This window comes from Curtobacterium sp. MCJR17_020 (assembly GCF_003234365.2).
Lineage (GTDB): Bacteria > Actinomycetota > Actinomycetes > Actinomycetales > Microbacteriaceae > Curtobacterium.
This window is the reverse complement of the sequence record NZ_CP126260.1, coordinates 3845773-3863803: the sequence shown is the minus strand read 5'-3', so window position 1 is coordinate 3863803 and position 18031 is coordinate 3845773. Positions and strand designations below refer to the sequence as shown.

The 18031-nt window shown below is 64.4% G+C and carries 17 protein-coding genes; 13 read left to right on the top strand and 4 right to left on the bottom strand.

Translation table 11 applies throughout. From position 1 onward, the window contains the following. Positions 1–71: 71 nt before the first annotated feature. From dnaB to DEJ14_RS18525, 6 genes are all read left to right on the top strand, one after another. Positions 72–1436, top strand: coding sequence for a replicative DNA helicase (gene dnaB, locus DEJ14_RS18550; RefSeq protein WP_111083664.1), 1365 nt, complete (start codon positions 72–74; stop codon positions 1434–1436). Between the two features lie 365 nt (positions 1437–1801). Then, entirely contained in the window at positions 1802–2599 is a 798-nt protein-coding gene (locus tag DEJ14_RS18545) for a hypothetical protein (RefSeq protein WP_111083835.1), read from the top strand. Further along, on the top strand, positions 2529–3737 hold the full coding sequence (locus DEJ14_RS18540; protein WP_349775262.1) for an XRE family transcriptional regulator: 1209 nt from the start codon (positions 2529–2531) through the stop codon (positions 3735–3737). The genes DEJ14_RS18545 and DEJ14_RS18540 overlap by 71 nt, the downstream gene beginning before the upstream one ends. Positions 3738–4189: 452 nt before the next feature. Beyond that, positions 4190–5251 (top strand): hypothetical protein, encoded by a 1062-nt coding sequence (locus tag DEJ14_RS18535; protein ID WP_146249657.1) that lies wholly within the window; start codon positions 4190–4192, stop codon positions 5249–5251. A gap of 398 nt (positions 5252–5649) precedes the next feature. Continuing rightward, the gene (locus tag DEJ14_RS18530) at positions 5650–7071 is read left to right on the top strand and encodes an ApeA N-terminal domain 1-containing protein (protein ID WP_111083661.1); all 1422 of its coding nucleotides are present in this window, start codon (positions 5650–5652) and stop codon (positions 7069–7071) included. Positions 7072–7848: 777 nt separating this feature from the next. Then, positions 7849–8373: a hypothetical protein gene (locus DEJ14_RS18525; RefSeq protein WP_146249656.1), complete on the top strand. Its 525-nt coding sequence runs from the start codon at positions 7849–7851 to the stop codon at positions 8371–8373. A gap of 474 nt (positions 8374–8847) precedes the next feature. Here DEJ14_RS18525 and DEJ14_RS18520 read toward each other — a convergent pair whose 3' ends face one another. Continuing rightward, positions 8848–9432 (bottom strand): hypothetical protein, encoded by a 585-nt coding sequence (locus DEJ14_RS18520; RefSeq protein ID WP_146249655.1) that lies wholly within the window; start codon positions 9430–9432, stop codon positions 8848–8850. Positions 9433–9763: 331 nt separating this feature from the next. Between DEJ14_RS18520 and DEJ14_RS18515 the strand changes: the two genes are divergently transcribed. From DEJ14_RS18515 to DEJ14_RS18500, 4 genes are all read left to right on the top strand, one after another. Next, positions 9764–10105 carry a lactococcin 972 family bacteriocin gene (locus DEJ14_RS18515; protein ID WP_214584749.1) on the top strand — a complete coding sequence of 114 codons (342 nt, stop codon included), beginning with the start codon at positions 9764–9766 and terminating at the stop codon, positions 10103–10105. Between the two features lie 92 nt (positions 10106–10197). Then, on the top strand, positions 10198–12171 hold the full coding sequence (locus DEJ14_RS18510) for a bacteriocin-associated integral membrane family protein (protein WP_111083657.1): 1974 nt from the start codon (positions 10198–10200) through the stop codon (positions 12169–12171). 10 nt (positions 12172–12181) lie between these two features. Beyond that, the gene (locus DEJ14_RS18505; protein WP_111083656.1) at positions 12182–12868 is read left to right on the top strand and encodes an ATP-binding cassette domain-containing protein; all 687 of its coding nucleotides are present in this window, start codon (positions 12182–12184) and stop codon (positions 12866–12868) included. Then, on the top strand, positions 12865–13230 hold the full coding sequence (locus DEJ14_RS18500; protein ID WP_111083655.1) for a hypothetical protein: 366 nt from the start codon (positions 12865–12867) through the stop codon (positions 13228–13230). The genes DEJ14_RS18505 and DEJ14_RS18500 overlap by 4 nt, the downstream gene beginning before the upstream one ends. Positions 13231–13469: 239 nt before the next feature. Here the strand turns inward: DEJ14_RS18500 and DEJ14_RS19540 are convergent, their stop codons facing one another. Then, positions 13470–14345 carry an NAD-dependent epimerase/dehydratase family protein gene (locus DEJ14_RS19540; protein WP_111083654.1) on the bottom strand — a complete coding sequence of 292 codons (876 nt, stop codon included), beginning with the start codon at positions 14343–14345 and terminating at the stop codon, positions 13470–13472. A gap of 47 nt (positions 14346–14392) precedes the next feature. Here DEJ14_RS19540 and DEJ14_RS18495 point away from each other — a divergent pair, with 47 nt between their 5' ends. Further along, a complete protein-coding gene (locus DEJ14_RS18495; protein ID WP_146249654.1) occupies positions 14393–15106 on the top strand; it encodes a ScbR family autoregulator-binding transcription factor in 714 nt (237 codons plus the stop codon). Here DEJ14_RS18495 and DEJ14_RS18490 read toward each other — a convergent pair. Beyond that, on the bottom strand, positions 15073–15981 hold the full coding sequence (locus DEJ14_RS18490) for an AvrD family protein (protein WP_111083652.1): 909 nt from the start codon (positions 15979–15981) through the stop codon (positions 15073–15075). The two genes, DEJ14_RS18495 and DEJ14_RS18490, sit on opposite strands and share 34 nt — an antisense overlap. A 168-nt stretch (positions 15982–16149) precedes the next feature. Here DEJ14_RS18490 and DEJ14_RS18485 point away from each other — a divergent pair, with 168 nt between their 5' ends. Beyond that, on the top strand, positions 16150–16710 hold the full coding sequence (locus DEJ14_RS18485) for an MOSC domain-containing protein (RefSeq protein ID WP_111083651.1): 561 nt from the start codon (positions 16150–16152) through the stop codon (positions 16708–16710). A gap of 29 nt (positions 16711–16739) precedes the next feature. Here the strand turns inward: DEJ14_RS18485 and DEJ14_RS18480 are convergent, their stop codons facing one another. Continuing rightward, positions 16740–17198 carry a MarR family winged helix-turn-helix transcriptional regulator gene (locus DEJ14_RS18480; protein ID WP_111083650.1) on the bottom strand — a complete coding sequence of 153 codons (459 nt, stop codon included), beginning with the start codon at positions 17196–17198 and terminating at the stop codon, positions 16740–16742. Between the two features lie 161 nt (positions 17199–17359). Here DEJ14_RS18480 and DEJ14_RS18475 point away from each other — a divergent pair, with 161 nt between their 5' ends. Then, a complete protein-coding gene (locus tag DEJ14_RS18475) occupies positions 17360–18025 on the top strand; it encodes a COG1361 family protein (protein WP_284179895.1) in 666 nt (221 codons plus the stop codon). Positions 18026–18031: the final 6 nt, after the last annotated feature.

Below are 18031 nucleotides of genomic sequence, written 5' to 3'. Positions count from 1 at the left end.
TGGGGGTAGAAAGTCGTTGCAGGTGTCGGACCACCGTGTCCAGCCCTGCGTCGTTCAACAGAGGAGAGAGTGTGTCGATCGCGCATCTTGAGCCCGCACCGCAGGAGTACGCGGAGCGCGGCATGGAACGCACCCCGCCGCACGACCTGCTGGCCGAGCAGTCGACCATCGGCGGCATGCTCCTGTCGAAGGACGCCGTCGCCGACGTCATCGAGACCGCTCGTGGCGTGGACTTCTACGTCCCCAAGCACGAGGTCATCTTCGACGCGATCCTCTCGCTCTACTCGCACGGCGAGCCCACCGACGTCATCGCGGTCACCGACGAGCTGACCAAGACCGGTCTACTGTCCCGCGGTGGTGGCGCCGAGTACCTGCACAGCGTGACGAGCATGGTGCCGACGGCAGCCAACGCGGGGTACTACGCCGGCATCGTCGCCGAGAAGGCCGTGCTCCGTCGCCTCGTCGACGCCGGTACCCGCATCGTGCAGATGGGTTACGCGTCCGAGGGTGAGGTCACCGACCTCGTCAACAGCGCCCAGGCCGAGGTCTACAACGTCGCCGGCGGGGTGCAGACCGAGGACTACGTCCCCCTGACCGACGCCATCTCCGCCGCGCTCGACGAGATCGAGGCCGCCAAGGGCCGCGACGGCCAGATGACCGGCGTGCCGACCGGGTTTGCGCAGCTCGACGGCCTGACGAACGGCTTCCACCCCGGGCAGCTGATCATCGTCGCCGCTCGACCCGCCCTCGGTAAGTCCACCCTTGCGCTCGACCTGTGCCGCGCCGCCGCGATCAAGCACGACCAGACCGCCGCCTTCTTCTCGCTCGAGATGGGTCGCGCCGAGATCGCCATGCGTCTGCTCTCCGCCGAGACCAGCGTGCCCCTGCAGAACATGCGCAAGGGCACCGTGGACTCCCGCGACTGGACCACCATCGCGCAGACCCGCGGTCGCATCAACGATGCCCCGTTCTTCATCGACGACTCCCCCAACATGACCCTGGTCGAGATCCGCGCCAAGTGCCGTCGACTCAAGCAGCAGCACAACCTCAAGCTCGTCGTCATCGACTACCTGCAGCTGATGACCTCGGGCAAGAAGGTCGAGAGCCGCCAGCAAGAGGTCTCCGAGTTCTCGCGTGCACTCAAGCTGATGGCGAAGGAACTCCAGGTCCCCGTCATCGCGCTGTCCCAGCTGAACCGTGGTCCCGAGCAGCGTGCCGACAAGAAGCCGGCGATCTCCGACCTGCGTGAGTCCGGGTCGATCGAGCAGGACGCCGACATGGTCATCCTGCTGCACCGCGAGTCGGCGTACGAGAAGGACAACCCGCGGCAGGGTGAGGCCGACCTCATCGTCGCCAAGCACCGGAACGGGCCGACGGACACCATCACCGTGGCGTTCCACGGGATGTTCTCGCGGTTCGTGGACATGCCGCAGTAGGGCGATCCTCAGCGCTCTGTGGATTGAGAGGCAAGTTGTCGTTTTGAAGGCCAACTTGTCGCGATTGCAACCAAGTTGTCGCCGCTCCGCCGGACGGACGCGACCGATCCCGCCGTGCGAGAAGACGGCGAGAGCGCAGCGGGGGCGAGCTTCTGGTCTCTCCCTTGCGATGGGCGCCCAACGAGCTGAGCGCAAGTCCTGAGCAGATTGGTGCGGTCCTCGCTTTGCTTCGGAACTTCGCCAGAGTGCGACAGCTCCGCCACCCGACCGGGCGCGACGCCGCCGAGGCTCGACTTTCCGCGGATTGAGCGCTAGGAGTAAAAATCTGGACGCTTATTACTGCTTTGGGGTGTAGTATGGGCATCGTGAGTGCAGAAGACGATGCCATCAAGAGCCTCGGTGAGGCTGGCTTGCTCGATGTCCTGAGGTGGGCGGCTCCCGCAGCGTTCGCGGCGACAGATCAGATTTTCGACGAGGACGCTGGCCACGACCAGGCGGTCGTCGGCACCCTTAACTACAAGCACCTCCAGGACCACCTCGACCGCGCGACTTCCAACGGAAGGTTCAGCCTTGGGGACGAGGTTGAGGGCGTGGGTGGCGACGTCCTCGAGCGCGGTGTCCCACCGCAGGTGTTCCGGTCGATGCCCGTCCTCGCGGCCGACGCGGTGACGCGCAGCAACTACCGACGGTCGCCCGGCTGGGCGGTGGGCGGCTTCCGCGTGCTCTTGCAGTCATTCACGTTCGGCGGCATCGACGACATCAAGTGGGGGCAACGTAGCGACGCCAAGCGCCAGGTGGCGTCGCAGCACTTCGTCGACGACGGCGCGCTCTTCGACGACGAGGACTTCGGGCTCGAGTCCATCGACGGGATCCCCGATGACGATGACTTCGCCGGCGTCACTCTCGTGGCTGCACACGCGTTCAACCCCACGACCAAGCAGTACGAGCTGTACCTCGGCCAGAGTAAGAATCCGGCGAATTCGGGCGAGCGTTGCTGGCACTGGTGCGTGAAGCTCATTTCCGGCGGCACGCCGGTTGGCGGCTTTGGCACGGTCACTCCTCCTGCGCAGCCCATGGGGGGCGCGTCGACCGATGTCGAGGACGTTCCCGTCCGCATCAAGCGCCCGCGTGCTGACGAGGGACTCGGTTCTACAAATGGATAGTCCGCTGCGGCCCTCGCAGGCCCTGTCGGCAGCATCGTCGCTTTTCAACGGTGAGCGGCTCACGATGGCTCGACAGCTCGCAGGGTTGAAGAAGTCCCACTTGGCGACGCTGATCGAGATGTCTCCGGCGTCAGTGACGTCGTGGGAGAGCGGCGCGAAGCAGCCCAACCGCGCAACGGTTGCAAAGCTAGCGTTGGCGCTACGCGTTGAGCCCCAGTTCTTCGGTGGCGGCGCTCCCCCGAAGGTCAACAAGCCCCACTTCCGTTCGCTTCGCTCGACTCCGCAGATCGCTCAGGACGAGGCGGAGGCGTACGGACGGTTCGTCGCGGAGGTATCCGGGATGCTCGAGAACGCCGTCGAGTTCCCGGAGGCTCTGCTGCCGGACCTTCCTGTGGACCCGGATGAACGAACGATGACCCCAGAGGACGCCGCGAAGGCGGCCCGTGAGTTCTTCGGCGTCGCACCCGGACCGATCCAGCATGTCGTGCGCCTTGCAGAACGCGCTGGTGTCGTGGTGGTGTTCAGCGAGCCGGGTGTCGCAGCGATCGATGCGTACTCGCTACACACCGCCACACGGCCGGTCATCATCCTGAACCCAGTGAAGGACGACTACTACCGGCAACGCTTCGACGTCGCCCACGAGCTCGGCCACCTGATCATGCACCACGACGCCGAACCTGGCGGGAAGGTTGCTGAAGGGCAAGCCAACCGCTTCGCGGCGGAGTTCCTCATGCCCGCGGAAGAGATCGCTCCCTTGTTGCCGAGCTCGACTGCGGGGCGCGCATGGGCGCAGCTTGCTGAGGTCAAGGAGCATTGGGGCGTGAGCCTCGCGGCGCTCCTCTACCGTGCCCGCACGCTCGGGGTGATGGGCGACGTCGCGTATCGCAACGCTGTCGTCCGGATGTCACAAAACGGTTGGCGACGTGCCGAACCAGGACGGATCTCTTCACTCGAGATGCCCTCGATGCTCCCCAGAGCTCGAGAAGTGCTCGGCGAAGCGGGCGTTGAAGATGAGGATTTCTTGGCCGGCTCCGGGCTGCCGTCCGCGCTCTACGCAATTGCGGTGTCCCGGGTGCCAACAACGATGTCCGAACCCATGCAGTCTTATCCTCAGTCGACGACGAGCGGGAGCAGTTAGTGGCCTTCAAACCGAACCCGCCGAAGGAACAGATCGCGGATACTCCGGAACAGCTTCTCCGGATGCTCCCCCGCGGGAAGCGCGCTGCGACGAGTCTGTGGTCTCACCAAGCTGACGTACTGCGCGACTACATGGCTCGCTTTCAGAAGTCCGGCGATGTCGCGATCGAGCTCCCGACTGGAACGGGAAAACACTCTCGGGTCTCCTGATCGCCGAGTGGCGACGGCGGAAGAATCGCGGCCGAGTGGTGTACGCGTGCCCGACTGTCCAGCTTGTTCGACAAGTCGTTCGTGTTGCTGAGCGGCAGAGCGTTCCAATTGTCGATTTGTGCGCGAGGACGCCCTCGTCAATCTGCTGCAAGATAGGTGCATCTGTGTCAAATCGCCGCGCTCACAGGCAGAGTGAGATCCGAGGCTCGGCCTCAATTGCGGACCGCATATGGAGGCGTACAAGTGACCGTGAGCATCGAACCTAACGAGTTGGAGCCTCTACGCTCCGCTATGCGAGATATCCAGATGGCCGCTGCACGATACTACGAGGCCACTCTAGCGGGCGGGGATCTAGGTGACTTCACGCGGATTTTTGTCTCCGCCTCGCAGAAGGTGAACGAGTTACTGACGAGGAAGATCGCAGATCGCGCCACCTACCTTGCCTACTTCAAGGCTAGCCCGCGAATCGAAGGCGCCGACTACGTCGAGGGCGTGAAGTACGTCCGCAACGTGACCGAGCATGTTCTCCACATCGTGCAGCCAAATCAACACTCGCTCATCGGAGGGCTTCACGGCATTCGAAGCTACGCGTCGTGGCAGGAAGTCCCGGAGGCAGCCCACGACGCCCTCAACCCATCGACGCAGAAGCTGAAGACGTTCTACGACGCGAAGCTAGTGGGCCGGGAGGTGATGGACGCGATGATGGCCGTTCTCCGCTTCTACAGTGAGGTAGCTCCGTCCATCGTCGATCGTGACCGATTCGGGGAGTGGACCGGCTTCCCCCTGACGCCTCAACCCGCGGTGTTGAAGGCGATACATCCAGAGGAGCCCGCAGATCTCGCGGAAGCACGAGTCTGGTTGAACGGTCGCCGCCCTGGCGGCGAAGTTCGTGTCGTGTGTGGGCAAGTCGGTGTCCACGGTGTCCACAAGGCCTTCGGTTACACCTTCGTCGGTCGTATCGCGTCCGGATTGTTCGTCGAGACGATCGAACAGGCCAGTCGCGACATCCAGATGAGGTTTGCCTACCTCACTGGTGATGTCGCACGCAACTCGCGCAGCGCAACAGGGCAAGTTGCGGGTGTCGGCTCGCGTCCCGTCCTGATCAGCCAAGTCGATCTTGCCAGTTGGACCGAGCCCCTGGCCGAGATCGCAGCCGAACCCAACTGGGTGACTGAGGGATTCGATTTAGCCGTCTGGGAAGAGGTCATCAAGGAGGAAGACCCTGAGGCGTTTCCGGACCAGGTGGCTTATGCGCGGCGACGCGAGCGCCGCTTGAATGCCCTGAGGCCTGGCACGGTCGGCTGATGTGCCTACGGCATCAACCCTGACCAAGCACGGCCAGGCGGCGCTGCGACTGGCCCCTTCCACCGGTTTCCGTAGCCTGTGCTGCGAGCTTCAGCCCTCAACTCGGGGTTAGTCGAACGGCTCGGGGCAGCGGCCACTGATCCGGTCCGTGGTCGGCGATCCCTGCAACACGACCGTCAGGAGTCGCTCCGCGCGACTGTCACGTCCGATAGCGATCGTCTATCGGACGGGCTTCTCCTTCACTCGAGCCCACAGCTGGGCGTTGCTCGACCGATCGGAGAGTCGGCTGCCGACAAACTTCGCCCTACGGTGTGCACACGCACGATGGTCGGAATGGCGCACTCCGTGACCCATGCGCTGGCATTGCCTTTTCGACCGATCTGCCGAAGGGTGGGGGCATGGAGCAGTACCACGGGCACTGGTGGGAGCCCGACAGCGATGTTGAGGTTCCCGGTGTCTTCACCTTGGATGACGACGGCACGGGGAAGCTAGAACTTGTCGGAGGCTTCAATCTCGCGATCTTCGAGGAACCCAGTCCGGGCGTGCGCTCCTACTCGGGCGCGCAGCGACGTACTCCGATTCTCCTCGGGCGATGTGGGAACGAGTCGTTCACGCTGGTCAACTGCATCCCCACTCGAAGTGTTGGCTTCACGGAGCCGACGTTCCAGCGCTTCCACGTCGACCAGACGCTCACCGGCGCTTGGGTGAGGTCCCGATCAGAGAACGTTCTGCGCAAGGCCTATGTACGCCTGGAGAACCTGACGACTTGGGCGCGATTAGATGCGTGGGAGCGAACCCTCCGGTATCCCGATGACTCGGATCAGACGGCGACGTTGCGCAAAGTTGCACCGCAGCAAGTGAACGTCGACGGTTGGGGCTACACCCTCTCACTCGCGCGAGGAGGCTTCTACAACAAGGAGACGCGGGCGAGCACGACACTTATTGGCGACGTGACTGCACGGATCGAGATTGTTCCACCGAGTCCGATGTCGGTGGACGAGGTCAACGGCAAGGTTCAAGAGCTCACCGACTGGCTCACGCTCGCGACAGGTTCAGCCTGCGGTGTCATCGCTCTCGGCTTCGAGCACGTGGAAGAAGCGACTCACCGTGACCCGCGCGATCCGAACGGAGAACCGCTCCACCGGACCATCTACATCGAGTCGCGTGGCCGGCGCATCTATCAGGCATCACCCGACGAACCTGCCGTCCGCTTGCATGACTTCCGCTTCACTGCATCGGATATGCCGTTCACTGAAGTCCTCCCGAAGTGGCTTGCGCTGCGACGCAAGTCGCCATCTGCCGGCAACATGTACTTCGGAAACTTCTACGCACCGCCCACCTACACAGAGATACGCCTATTCACGATGGCGGTCACTGCCGAGTCGTTGCACGCTGCGATCTTCAAGAACGCGGGCGCTCAGACCACGAGGCGAGAAGTGGCAGAGGCGCGAAGGCTAGTCAAGGACATCTTGGAGCACAGCCGCGTTCGAGACCTGATCCTGCAGGAGTTGAAGCACCGGCCGACGTTCCAGGAGCGCATGACGCATCTCGCGGGCGTACCGAACGCGGATGCCGTCCGCCTCTTGATCCCAGACATTCAGCACTGGGCGACCGAACTTAAGAAGGCGCGAAACGGTGTTGCACATGGCGCAACCGACAAGCTCACGCCGGAGGTCTTCCAGATCTTCATTCAAACACGAGACCTGCTCTCGCTCGTGTACTTGCAGTTACTGGGCTTCGATGCCGAGACGCAGAAGCGTGCTGCTAACGACACCATGCAGCACTGGATCGCTCAGAAGGACGACGACGAGGACGTTTAACGTTCCGCCGTGGCGACTCAGGCCCCCGCGCCCTTGGCGCACTACGTGCGGCAGCTTCGTGTGAAGGCGCGACACCTGCGACCAGTGTTCGACACGGAAGCCGCACCTGGACCGCTGGTCGGTACGAGCCTGCTGGGTCAGCTCACTCAGTTGAAGAGGGAGCCGCGCTGATCCTGGCCTCCGCTCTTGACATCAGCGCCTCCACCGGACGCTTCATGAACCCAAGCGGCCAGGCTGCCCGGCAAGCAGCCTGTTGTGACCTCAGCGCGTCCGATGAACGATCGGCTATCGGATGCTGTCATGGCGGGGTAGAGCGGCCGCATGCCTGCCTCGTGGCGCGGGTCATTCAGCGGTACCGGGAGGTCGCGTTCGGCAGCAAGCTGCCCAGAGTGCCGCCGCACCGCGGGGCGCTCCATCCTGCCATGGGCCTCGGCGGCCGCTCGTTGGAACTCTCGCTCGCTGCACACGTGCTGCCCGACCCCGGCGCAGACCCGCGGTCGAGCAGCTCCACGCTCACCGGATGTAGCTTGACTACAGCCGTGATGACCTCCTTCAAGCTGTACAGCGGCTCCTGACCTCCTGCCCTCGGCATCTGCGTCAGGTATCACCCGACTCGCTCGGAGCACCTTGCCGCCGTTGAGCGAGCAAACGCCGGCAGCCGACCAAGCGAAGGGCTGCGGTCGCGTTCGCTGCAAAGCCATCGTCCCGAATGTGGACTCCTGTGAGCGTGCGATGTCCTCCCGCGCTGACCCGCTTCGCCGCGTTTAGTATCAAAGCGTGCAAACCTCACCTGTAGAGTCCATAGTTCAAGATCTCCACACAATTGCGACCAACAGCGACGCTCCGGATTGGGTCACGATAGTCGCAAGTCTCGTTGCGACCATCGTCGGTGCAGCCGCGGCGATCGTGGCGCAGTACCGGATCACTCATCGTTCTGAGCTTCGCGAATACCGTCTGCGACTCGACTTCGAGATCATCAAGTACATCGAGTCTGTCAACTCGGAGCTGGCGCGCTTGAAGGACGACGGCGATCGGACACCTGGTGCGGCCATCGAGATTCCGCAGGTAGACACCCGAGCGCAGGCCCTCTGGCTCATTGCACGCGACGGGGACATCATCGTCTTCCGTGAGCTTGTCAAAACCTTGGATCGGGCCAAGAAGTCCGAGGATCCCGAGCAGCGCCTCATTGACATCCGCACTACGGCAAACATTCTGAGGGCCTGGCGGAACGAAAGCCACGACCGCTCCAAAGCCATCGAACGGCTGCAGGGCGTGAGCCTCCCAAAAAACGTATCGGACTGACGAAGGAGAGATCGACTGGCTCCTGCCGGCCGTGCTCAGCAGCTGATCGCGAGCCGCGCGACTGACGTGCGCTGAGCGATCCGCTAGCGGATCCTCTTCAGAGGTAAGAAGATGGCCACGGTGGTGGCGTGTCGGCGAGGTTCAACGCTCGGCGCAGCGGCAGAACGAGGCAGAAGGCGTTAGCGACAAGTTACGTTGCAATGAGTCGCGACGAGAAGCGTTGCCAAGCGGAACTTGTCGGGGGTTGGTGCGACAACTTAGCTCTCCAACCACACGCTCGTCATTCATCTGGTCCGCTCGTCACTCGATCGGTCCGAAGCCTGTTTGCGGCTTCGTCGAGTCGCCGGGTTCCCTCGCCGGGTCGGAGGAACAAGCGCTCGACGGATGACGGCGCAACGGTGATCGCGCTTCGGCGAGGGGATCACTTCGAGCGCGGTTGGCCCGGCCGGATGGAGAACTGTACCGCTGCGAAAGTTAGGTTTGTGGACCTCCTGCTGACGGCGTTCGCGCCTTCGAGTTGCGGAGGCCAGCGCGGCTGAGCGCCCCCTGCGCATCGATCGACCAGCTCGTACCGGAGGAGTCCGTGAAGGTGACTCCGTTCACTCGGTAGCGTCCGGTGCGAGTGTAGGGGCGCACGTACCGGTCAAACTCTTCCAGCACTGCCGGGTAGTCCCACTTGTTCTCCCCGAGGTGTTTGACGAAGTAGCGTCCTGCCGGCAGTACGACGATGTCCACCTTCGCCGGAGTACTGCCGTGAAGGGTCGCCTCCACCGAAACGTCCCGGATCGGCAAGCCCGAGTCATTCGCAATGACGAAGCCGTACTCCTGCGCCTGATCCGACGTGGCCCGCAACGAACCGGCCCAAGCCGACACTGCGCCTGCTTGCGATCGCGCTTCCAACTCGGCCTGTCGCCGACGGGCCTGCCGATCTTGATACAGCTGCACGGCGCCGAAGCCGACAGCAATCGTCGTGATCCACGTCGGGACGTCTCCCCAGTTATCCAATTGCGCACCTCCGGGACGCGGCCCGTCATCACCTCCTGTGACGACGCAAACCATGGACGTACCCTAACCTGGTTGGGCGACCAACTACGGGACGGCGGGGCTCCCTGAGGTTCTCCCATGCGGATTCATGGACCCACTGATCGGGACAAAGGGATCTTCGTGATGGCGCCGAAGCAGCGGTGAGGCCCGTCTCGACGGCGGCTTGTGGGCCAGCTGTAGTTCCCCGCGAGTCCGGACGGTGGCGCTCCTCGAGTATCACCGCTAAGTTGGGCGAACATCCAAGTTCGAGGGGGCGAGCGATGGAGCACAGCGGTGCCGCTGCTTCCTTCAACTCGGGTCCTACTGGCCCACCGTTCGGGGTGGAACGAGAAGAGAAGGAGCAATCATGAAGCGCACTATTTCGAGCGTTGCGATCGGCGCCGCGTTGTCACTGGCGTTCGTCGTGGCCGGACCGGCCATGACTTCGCAGGCATGGGAGAGCGTCGGCTGGAAGACGCAGTACCCGTCGAGCGGCGGCACGTGGAAGTACGGCTTCGTCGACGTCGCGCTGCGGTCGAACTACACGGTGAGCAAGTGCCACGGCTCGACGGTCGAGAAGACCGTTGACGGCAAGGTCACCAACTCGTCGCGCAGCGTCGACACCGCGTCCGGGAAGACGTCCGTCGCCGCGGTGACCACGACCAACGGTGCCGCTCTCGGTGGGAACTACTACTACCGAGTCTGCTGAGTCGGTCAGGCAGAAGAGTCGCGGTTCCCTCGTACTGGGAGGGAACCGCGACTCGCTCGAAGGATAGTCAGCACCGTCAACAAGGAGTCCCCGTGTACCTGAGGGTCGTGACAGTCGTCGCGGTCACGTTGTTCGTCCTCCAGACGCTGCTTGCCGCCGTCATCGTCGACTTCTTCGATCGCGAGTTCCCGCAGTCGCTCGGCACCCAAGCCCGCTGGAGCTTGGACTACTCGCGGTCGCCCGACTCCAGGAACGGCGCGCTCGAGGAGTTGCAGCGTCTGGATGCGGAGTACCGGCTCGGCCTGGTGAAGGTGGTCCCTGACCTCGGGAAGACCAGCGACCAGGTGTACGTCCCGCTGTCCCGATCGACGACGACGACGTCAGAAGTGACATGGTTCGGCAGCCAGCCAGCATCTTCGCTTGCGCCGACAACTCGCCTGCGGAACTCCCAACCCGACGGCACCTATCTCATCACCTCCCCCGACGCCAACACTCGCGCCGCCGAAGCAGCGCTCGAGCGCTCGAAGATCGAGGTCCGAGCCACTGCCGCCTCCGCGCTCGGAGAGCTGCGCTTCTTCTCCAGCGATCAACGCTTCTTCGCGCCGCTTCTCGCAGGATTGGCGCTCATCACCGCGTTGACCTTGTTCTGGCTGTCCGCGAAGGCGCGGAACCGAGCCTTGCGCGTACTCGGTGGCACACCGGCTCTTCGGATCCAAGCCCGGGACTTGGGACGCTTCTTCGGCGCCCTTCTGGGCGCCGCGATCTTCGTGGATCTTGCAGCTGCTGTCGTGGTGTGGGCCTGGCGTGGTGCTGCCTATGTGACGCCGTTAGTGACGATCCTCGTGGCCGTCGAGGCAGTGACGCTGCTTACAGCGGTGATCGTTGCCGCGGTCATGTCCGGCGCCTCGTGGCCTCGCGTTGAGCTGATCGCTCGACGTCAACCCGCGGTCAAGAGCCTCCGATGGACCGCCGTCGTCGTGCAGGTATGCACCTTCGCGCTACTGATCGGGATGGCTGGCCCGACATGGGCTGCGTACCAGGGCTCTGAGCAGACGGCAAAGCAACTCGCGACTTGGAAGGACCTTGCGGATGAGGTGTCACTGTCCTTCTCGATGAACGACGAGGAACTCGTCAGGGCAACCCAGCAAGTCGGTGAAGTGGTTGCGGATGCTGAGAGGCGGAAGGACCTCGCACTCTCGTACACGCTCGACGCGAAAGCCTTCCAGGCGGATTTCGGCAACTACAGTGCCGTCTCGTTCGTCAACGAGCGTTGGATCAGTCTTGTAAGTCGTCACCTCTCGCGGGCCGCGCTACGAAGCGCCGACTCCGCAGAGCACAGGAAGATGCTGGTGACTGAAGTCGGGCCGACCTTGGATCTTTGGGCTGCTCCGGGTGGGAGCGGAAAGACCATCCTCCGGACGGCGACGCTGCTTCAGCCCGCGGATGGCACGAAGTTCCCGGTCGCAAGTGGCGGGTCAGGCAGCAGTCTCGTCTTCAGTGACCGCGTCCTGCTCGTCGTTGTGCCGTCCGCCACGGAAGCGTTCAACGCCGCGAATCTGACCAGCATGGCGACGACTGCAAACTTGACGTTCGGCGGTGCCGGACCGACGCAGCGCCTGCTGGATAGGGCGGGTCTTGCTGTTTCAAACCTTGAACGTGAGGGTTACAGCGGCAGCATCCGGCCGGTCTACGTTGCTGAAGCGGGCATTCTGCAGGCCCAGTACGCCACCTATGTCGTCTGGCTGCTGGTGCTTTCCATGTTGGGTTTGATCGTTGCCTTCGTGGTGGCGGCTGCGGTTGATGCCCTCATCCTCGCGCTGTTGCACGCCAAGCGGGACTATCCACTGCGACTCAGCGGTAACACCTGGCTCACCATCACTCGGCGACGCGTCCTCGCCGAGGCCGGCGCAGCGGCAGCAGTCAGCGTGATCATCTTGCTTCTCCAGCCTTGGGCCCAGGGCTTCGTCGTCATCCCAACCGCTGTAGCTGGGGTAGGGGCCATCGTGCTGTTGCAGGTCGCAGCAGCACGCTCCGTGTTCAAGCGCGTCACCGCGCGTCAGCTCTAAAGGAGACGCCGTGCTCATCCAGGCGAACGCCGTTGCCATCGACATCAACGGCAAGCCCGTCCTCACCGGAGAAGACGTTACTTGTGCCCCCGGCACCATGACAGCCCTCGTCGGGCCGAGCGGTTCCGGCAAGACAACCCTTCTGCACTGTCTCGGGCTGCTGCTGACCCCAGACTCTGGATCGGTGATGGTCGATGGCACCGAGATGACACACGCCACCTCACGACGGCGCCGGGCGTTCTGGCGCGATCACGCCGCCTTCATCCTGCAGGACTACGGGATCATGGAAGACGAGACCGTCGCTTTCAACGTGACGATGCGAATGACGAAAGTGCCGGCAGGGCGTCGCGCCGCCAGCACCCTCGATGCGGCCCTCGCCATGACCGGTCTTTCTGGAAGGCACACCGAAATAGCGAGCCACTTGTCGGGCGGCGAGAAGCAGCGCCTCGCGATGGCTCGGGCCATCCACAAACGCGCCGACGTGCTGTTCGTCGACGAGCCCACCGCGTCCTTGGACGCCGCGAACCGAGCGCTGATCATCCAGCTGCTCGCCGACTTCGCGGCTGCGGGATCGACCGTCATCGTCTCCACGCACGACGACGACATGATCTCCGCCTGCACGCACCACCACCGAGTGGGCGGCATACCGGCAGGCGCCCTCCGACCGCACACCCTGAAGGAAGCAGAAATACGATGAACCGAGCCGCGAAGTACACCATAGCCGGAGCTGGAACCCTTGCGCTGGCCGCTGCTGCCTTCGGCGCGGCGACCGTGCTTGGCGTGCTGCCCTTCGGAAACAGCGACGAGCACCCGCCATGCGACCAGCTTCCGCAGAAGTCGGAGGTGCAGAGCGCGATCGAGTCGCACGCTGACCTCGTCGACACGCTGCAGCGTCAGGGTGATGACGTCAGTGTTTCGATCGGCACGCCGTGCTCGTCCCCGGCAGCGGCGGCCCTAGTGCAGGTGTCTTACGGAAACTCAGACGAACGCTCGAAGATCGAGACGGTGCTGACCAAGGCGGACGGCTTCGGAGTTCCCGTTTCCGTCGTGCACCGGTAGAGCGGGCTCGTCGGCGCTTGTAGGTATCAGTGCTGCGGCGGTGGCCGCTGCGGCGTCGGTCGTGGGCTCGACCGCAGCGCAGACATGGGCAGCGGTGACGCGATCCTCCGCTGGCGTTGCTGCTGATTCGAGCTGGCTGCTCTTGCCTGTCGCTTGCCCGACATGTCCCAAAGTTGGTCGAAAGACCTAGTATAGACTTGCGGGGTGGCCAGGATCAGGGGTCACGCCCGGGCCGCGAGCTATTCCAACAGCGGTGCAGTGTCTTGCGAAGCACGTGTCGGGAGTCCTGGCTGCGAACCTCTTCCCCAGAAGTCCGACGAGTCCATACAGCTCGCACGCCCCAGCATGCACAAGGCGTTGCGGCTCACCCCCGTGTTTCGAAGGCGGTGGAACGCCTCGTCGATCGACAGGACGCGCTGCGGAAGCGGTTGCCCGCTCGCGTAAAACGCAGAACGCACCAGGTTTGCTACTGACACAGGGTCAGGTTCGGCTGCATGCAGCACACGCGGGAGCGTCGCGCGGTCGAGGAGCGAAGCGGTTCCTGCGGCGAGCCGTCGCGAGGAGATCGCGGCAACCTTCACGTTCGGGCCGCCAAGCCAGGCCGACTCGCGCAGCATGAACTGCGCGAGCGGTGGCACGACCCAGCGGTCGCCGGGCCCGTACACGACGTGCGGGCGTATCACTGTCCCCCCTGCCTCCAGCACTGCATCCTCAGCGGCGGCACGAGCGATGGACAGGGCTGACGTGGGGCGCCGTGACATCTGGCTTGGGTCACCGAAGTGTCCGAAGCTTCGCCCGTACACCCCGGTGGTGCTGATGTAGACGACTCGGAGATCCCGGCGTGCGGACGCTGCAACCAGTCGACGCGTCGCATCCACATTGCCCTGCCAAAGCATGTTCGTGGTGCCCTGAGTAGCCGATGCGGCATGAACGACGAAGTCCTGCTCTGCCAACAGGCCGCTCAGGTCGTCTTGTCGAAGATCCGCTACTACGTGCGAGGGTCTTGCTCCGAGCGCAGTCCGCCCAACGGACGTGACCAGGTGGCCCGCGGCCTCAAGAGCTGACCGGAGTTCCCCGCCCACGAACCCGCTCGCGCCGGTCAGCAGGACTCTCATGCCGCATCACCAGTACCGGAGAATGCGCGGCCGTTACCCTGGTGTCGATGGAGCAGCCGAAGGAAGCACAGATGCCCGACGAGCGGAAACCGCAGCAGGGACGCTCGTTGGCGCGCCGAGCTGCGATCTTGGATGCCTCGGCGGCAATCTTCGACCGCGTCGGTTTCGGCACCGCCAGTCTTTCCCAGATCGCCGCTGAAGCGGGCGTCGGTCAAGGGCTGATCTACTTCTACTTCCGCACAAAGGAAGCGATCGCTCTTGCCATCATCGAAGAGCAGAACGCTCGAACCTTCGCGGTGATGCAGGCGCTGAACGACCCCGAGTCCCCGTTCTCCACTCTGATCCGAGCATCGAAGGGGATCGGGCAGCTGCTTCTCGACGACGGCATCGTCCGAGCGGGCATTCGTCTTTCTCTGGAGCAAGGGGTCTTCGCGGATCCAACCTCCGACTTCTACGATCAGTGGATCCAAGGCGTGATCGACGCGTTCGCGGCTGCCGGCGCTTCTGGTGAGCTGGCGACGACCGTGCCGCCCGAGCGGCTTGGCGCCAGTGTCGTGGCGACCTTCACTGGTGTGCAGCTCGTGTCGAACGTGCGGACTGGCCGGCAGGATCTGATGGCGTCCCTGGACACAATGTGGACGCTTCTCGTCGACGGTGTCGCTTCCAACGAGCACCATGGTCGACTGTTGGCGCTGGTGTCCGATACCTTTGCCGACGCCGGTGCTCCTCACGACCCCGAAGCCAAAGAGGCGGTCACCTGAATGCCGAACACGTCGTCAGCGCGTACCTCAGCGGTACCGATCTGACGTCCACCGACTGACAGTTCGCGTCGGTTCTCCAGCCGGGCGATGACGTGCTGGGTCTGGTCCAAAGCCCATCGGCGACGAACGAAGTGCGCCCGCCGCATCCACATGTTGCCGCTTGCTTCGCGGCGTGCAGTATCGCCGGCGTACAGCGCCACCTGGGCCATCTGCGCAGTGAGCATCATCGCCTCAAGGAACGACATCGGCGATGGAACCGCCGCTGTTCGATCGTACGTGCACTCGACGCAATCGTTTGCGCTGAGCCGCACGGCGATGGCCTGACCCGCTTCCCAATCATCCCTGATCGATTGAGTGTGGTTCGGCAACTCCCAGTCGGACACCACCTTGAGCGACCCGATCGTGTGCTGCAGCCGCAGGTAGTCACTGCCGGCCGGCCGGGATACCTCCGACAGCACTGGTACGTCATCGAGAGCTTCCCACGGGCGCGCACCCGCGCGGACTGTGAGGGAGCGCTCGGCCGAGTACCGGGATACGACAGGAATCTCCAGAGCGAGCGTGTCTCGAAGTCGTCCTGCGATGCGCATCGCGTCGACGGTGCTGAGGTGTGCCGTCCGCGACGACCCTGCTTTCGTCGACCAATCGACCGGGTAGACGAGCCGAGCAGCCGACGAGAAGCTGCTATCTGAGGTCTGCGTCAAGCCGCTCAGCGTGAGCCCCACTCTGCGATGGCCTTCCCCGAGGTATCGGTCGTGAGCTGAACCGAGGAGGGCGTCGAAGCCGTGGTCGGCGTGTGGAGTTGGAGCTGCGGTGTGCGTGAGAAGCGACAACGATCTCTGCCTTTCGAAGAGGCGACCAATTAGTTGGTCGACCACCTGAAAGTAGGCGAGGCTGAAACTGAGTCAAACACCCAGCAATGGGACTTGTGACGCGATGCATCCGCGGCGGCGAACCTGTCCCTGTCCGATGGCGACATCGTCTGGACGTTCTCGCAGCGCGTCACCGAACCTGCGCCTGACCCGGACCTGCGCCAGAATCGCACCATGACCTACAACCGTGACGACCAGCCGCGCGTGATCGCCGTGAGCCGCGACAGCGTCCATCGGTTCAGCAAGCCCGTCGTCGACGAGGTGACCCTGGTCGAGGGCTGGGGCATCGAGGGTGACGCCCACGCCGGGACGACCGTCCAGCACCGCTCCCGCGTGGCACGCGATCCCTCGCAGCCGAACCTGCGGCAGGTCCACCTGCTCCACGCCGAGGTGTTCGACGAGGTCGCCGAGGCCGGGTTCCGCGTCGAGCCCGGCCAGATGGGCGAGAACGTCACGACCCGCGGTGTCGACCTGCTCGGTCTGCCCACCGGCACGCTGCTGCACCTCGGCGACGAGGCGTGCGTCCGGGTGACGGGCCTGCGGAACCCGTGCCAGCAGATCAACGGGTTCGAACCGGGGCTGTTGCGCGAGGTGCTCGGGCGGGACGAGGACGGATCGGTGGTGCGGAAGGGCGGCGTGATGAGCGTCGTCGTGACCGGCGGTGTCGTCCGGACGGGTGACCGCATCCGGGTCGAGCTCCCCGCCGGCGAGCGGCAGGCGCTCCAGCCGGTCTGACGGGCACCCGAGCACGCGAGCTCGGCGCCCTACTCCCCCGCCGCCGCGGCCTGCTGGTACAGACTCGTCGCCAGGTCGTTGAGCACTTCGTGCAGCTCGCCGCCGTGCGCGCCGTCGACCGCCCGGAGCATGGCGGCGTAGCGCTGCCGGTAGTCCGCGACGACGTCGTCGCCGGTCGGCAGCAGCCGCAGCAACGACCCACGCCGGTCGTTCGGGTTCGGTGCGCGCTCGAGGAGTCCGGCGGTGCTCATCCGGTCGATCATGTTCGTCACCGCGCCCGAGGTCAGGCCGAGGTAGCCGGCGACCTCCGTCGGCGTGGAGTAGCCGGTGTCGCTGATGAGCACGAGTGCTCGCAGGGCGTTCTCGTGCACCCCGGCTCGGGCGCTGAGCTGGTTCACCAGGCTCGCGTTCGCGCGCACGACAGCGGTGAACGCGGCCATCAGGTCGGCGGCGTCGTCATCGGGTGCGGCGGGGGTCACGGGGGTCACGGGGGAATCCTTCCATGTCGGGAACCAGGGGGACAGGAGCGTCCCCCGCACTGGGGTAGGTACGCGAGTGGCTAACTTGGTCAAGCAATGACTATCTTAATGATTGAAGCAAATCAGCCCGAATGACTTGCTTCCCCCAACCACTGCGAACCACCGAACCGATGAGGTACACCGTGTCCACCAAGCTCCGCACCTCCGCGCTGAAGCGGATCCGTTTCGCCCCCGTGGCGCTCCTCGCCGGCATCTTCGCCGCCGTGCTCCTCTCCCTCTCGCTCACCGGCACCCTGTCCGGGTTCGCGGCGAGCATCACGAACAGCAGCAACACCGCCGCCAGCGGCACGCTGATCATGCAGGAGCAGAACGCCGGCGCGACCGTCACCTGCCTCAGCACCGACGGCGGTTCGGTCTCGACGAACTCCGCGACCTGCTCGACGATCAACAAGTTCGGCGGCAGCACGACGATGACGCCGGGCAACACGGTGAACACCGCGATCTCGATCAAGAACACCGGCACCGCGGCCGCCAGCACCTTCACGCTGACCCCGGGCACCACCTGCACCCAGTCGGCGAACGGCTCGGCCAACGGCACCGCGACCGACCTCTGCGCCAAGATGAACCTCGTCATCACCTCGGGGTCGACCACGGTCTTCAGCGGCACGCTCGCCAGCTTCAAGGGCGCAGCAGCGTCGGCCTTCACGATGCCCGCAGCTCCGGCCGCCGGCGCCTCGACGCCGTTCAACTTCGCGGTGACCCTCGACTCCTCGGCGGGCAACACCTACCAGGGCCTCGCGGCCTCGGTCCCCATGACCTGGACGTTCACGGCCTGATCCCGC

Excerpts from the sequence above, each read along its gene's own strand:
- DEJ14_RS19540 (WP_111083654.1), bottom strand. The coding sequence starts at position 14,345 with ATGAGAGTCCTGCTGACCGGCGCGAGCGGGTTCGTGGGCGGGGAACTC.
- DEJ14_RS18475 (WP_284179895.1), top strand. The coding sequence starts at position 17,360 with ATGAGGTACACCGTGTCCACCAAGCTCCGCACCTCCGCGCTGAAGCGG.
- DEJ14_RS18515 (WP_214584749.1), top strand. The coding sequence starts at position 9,764 with ATGAAGCGCACTATTTCGAGCGTTGCGATCGGCGCCGCGTTGTCACTG.
- DEJ14_RS18540 (WP_349775262.1), top strand. The coding sequence starts at position 2,529 with ATGTCGAGGACGTTCCCGTCCGCATCAAGCGCCCGCGTGCTGACGAGG.
- DEJ14_RS18500 (WP_111083655.1), top strand. The coding sequence starts at position 12,865 with ATGAACCGAGCCGCGAAGTACACCATAGCCGGAGCTGGAACCCTTGCG.
- DEJ14_RS18520 (WP_146249655.1), bottom strand. The coding sequence starts at position 9,432 with ATGGTTTGCGTCGTCACAGGAGGTGATGACGGGCCGCGTCCCGGAGGT.
- DEJ14_RS18495 (WP_146249654.1), top strand. The coding sequence starts at position 14,393 with ATGGAGCAGCCGAAGGAAGCACAGATGCCCGACGAGCGGAAACCGCAG.
- DEJ14_RS18530 (WP_111083661.1), top strand. The coding sequence starts at position 5,650 with ATGGAGCAGTACCACGGGCACTGGTGGGAGCCCGACAGCGATGTTGAG.
- DEJ14_RS18485 (WP_111083651.1), top strand. The coding sequence starts at position 16,150 with ATGACCTACAACCGTGACGACCAGCCGCGCGTGATCGCCGTGAGCCGC.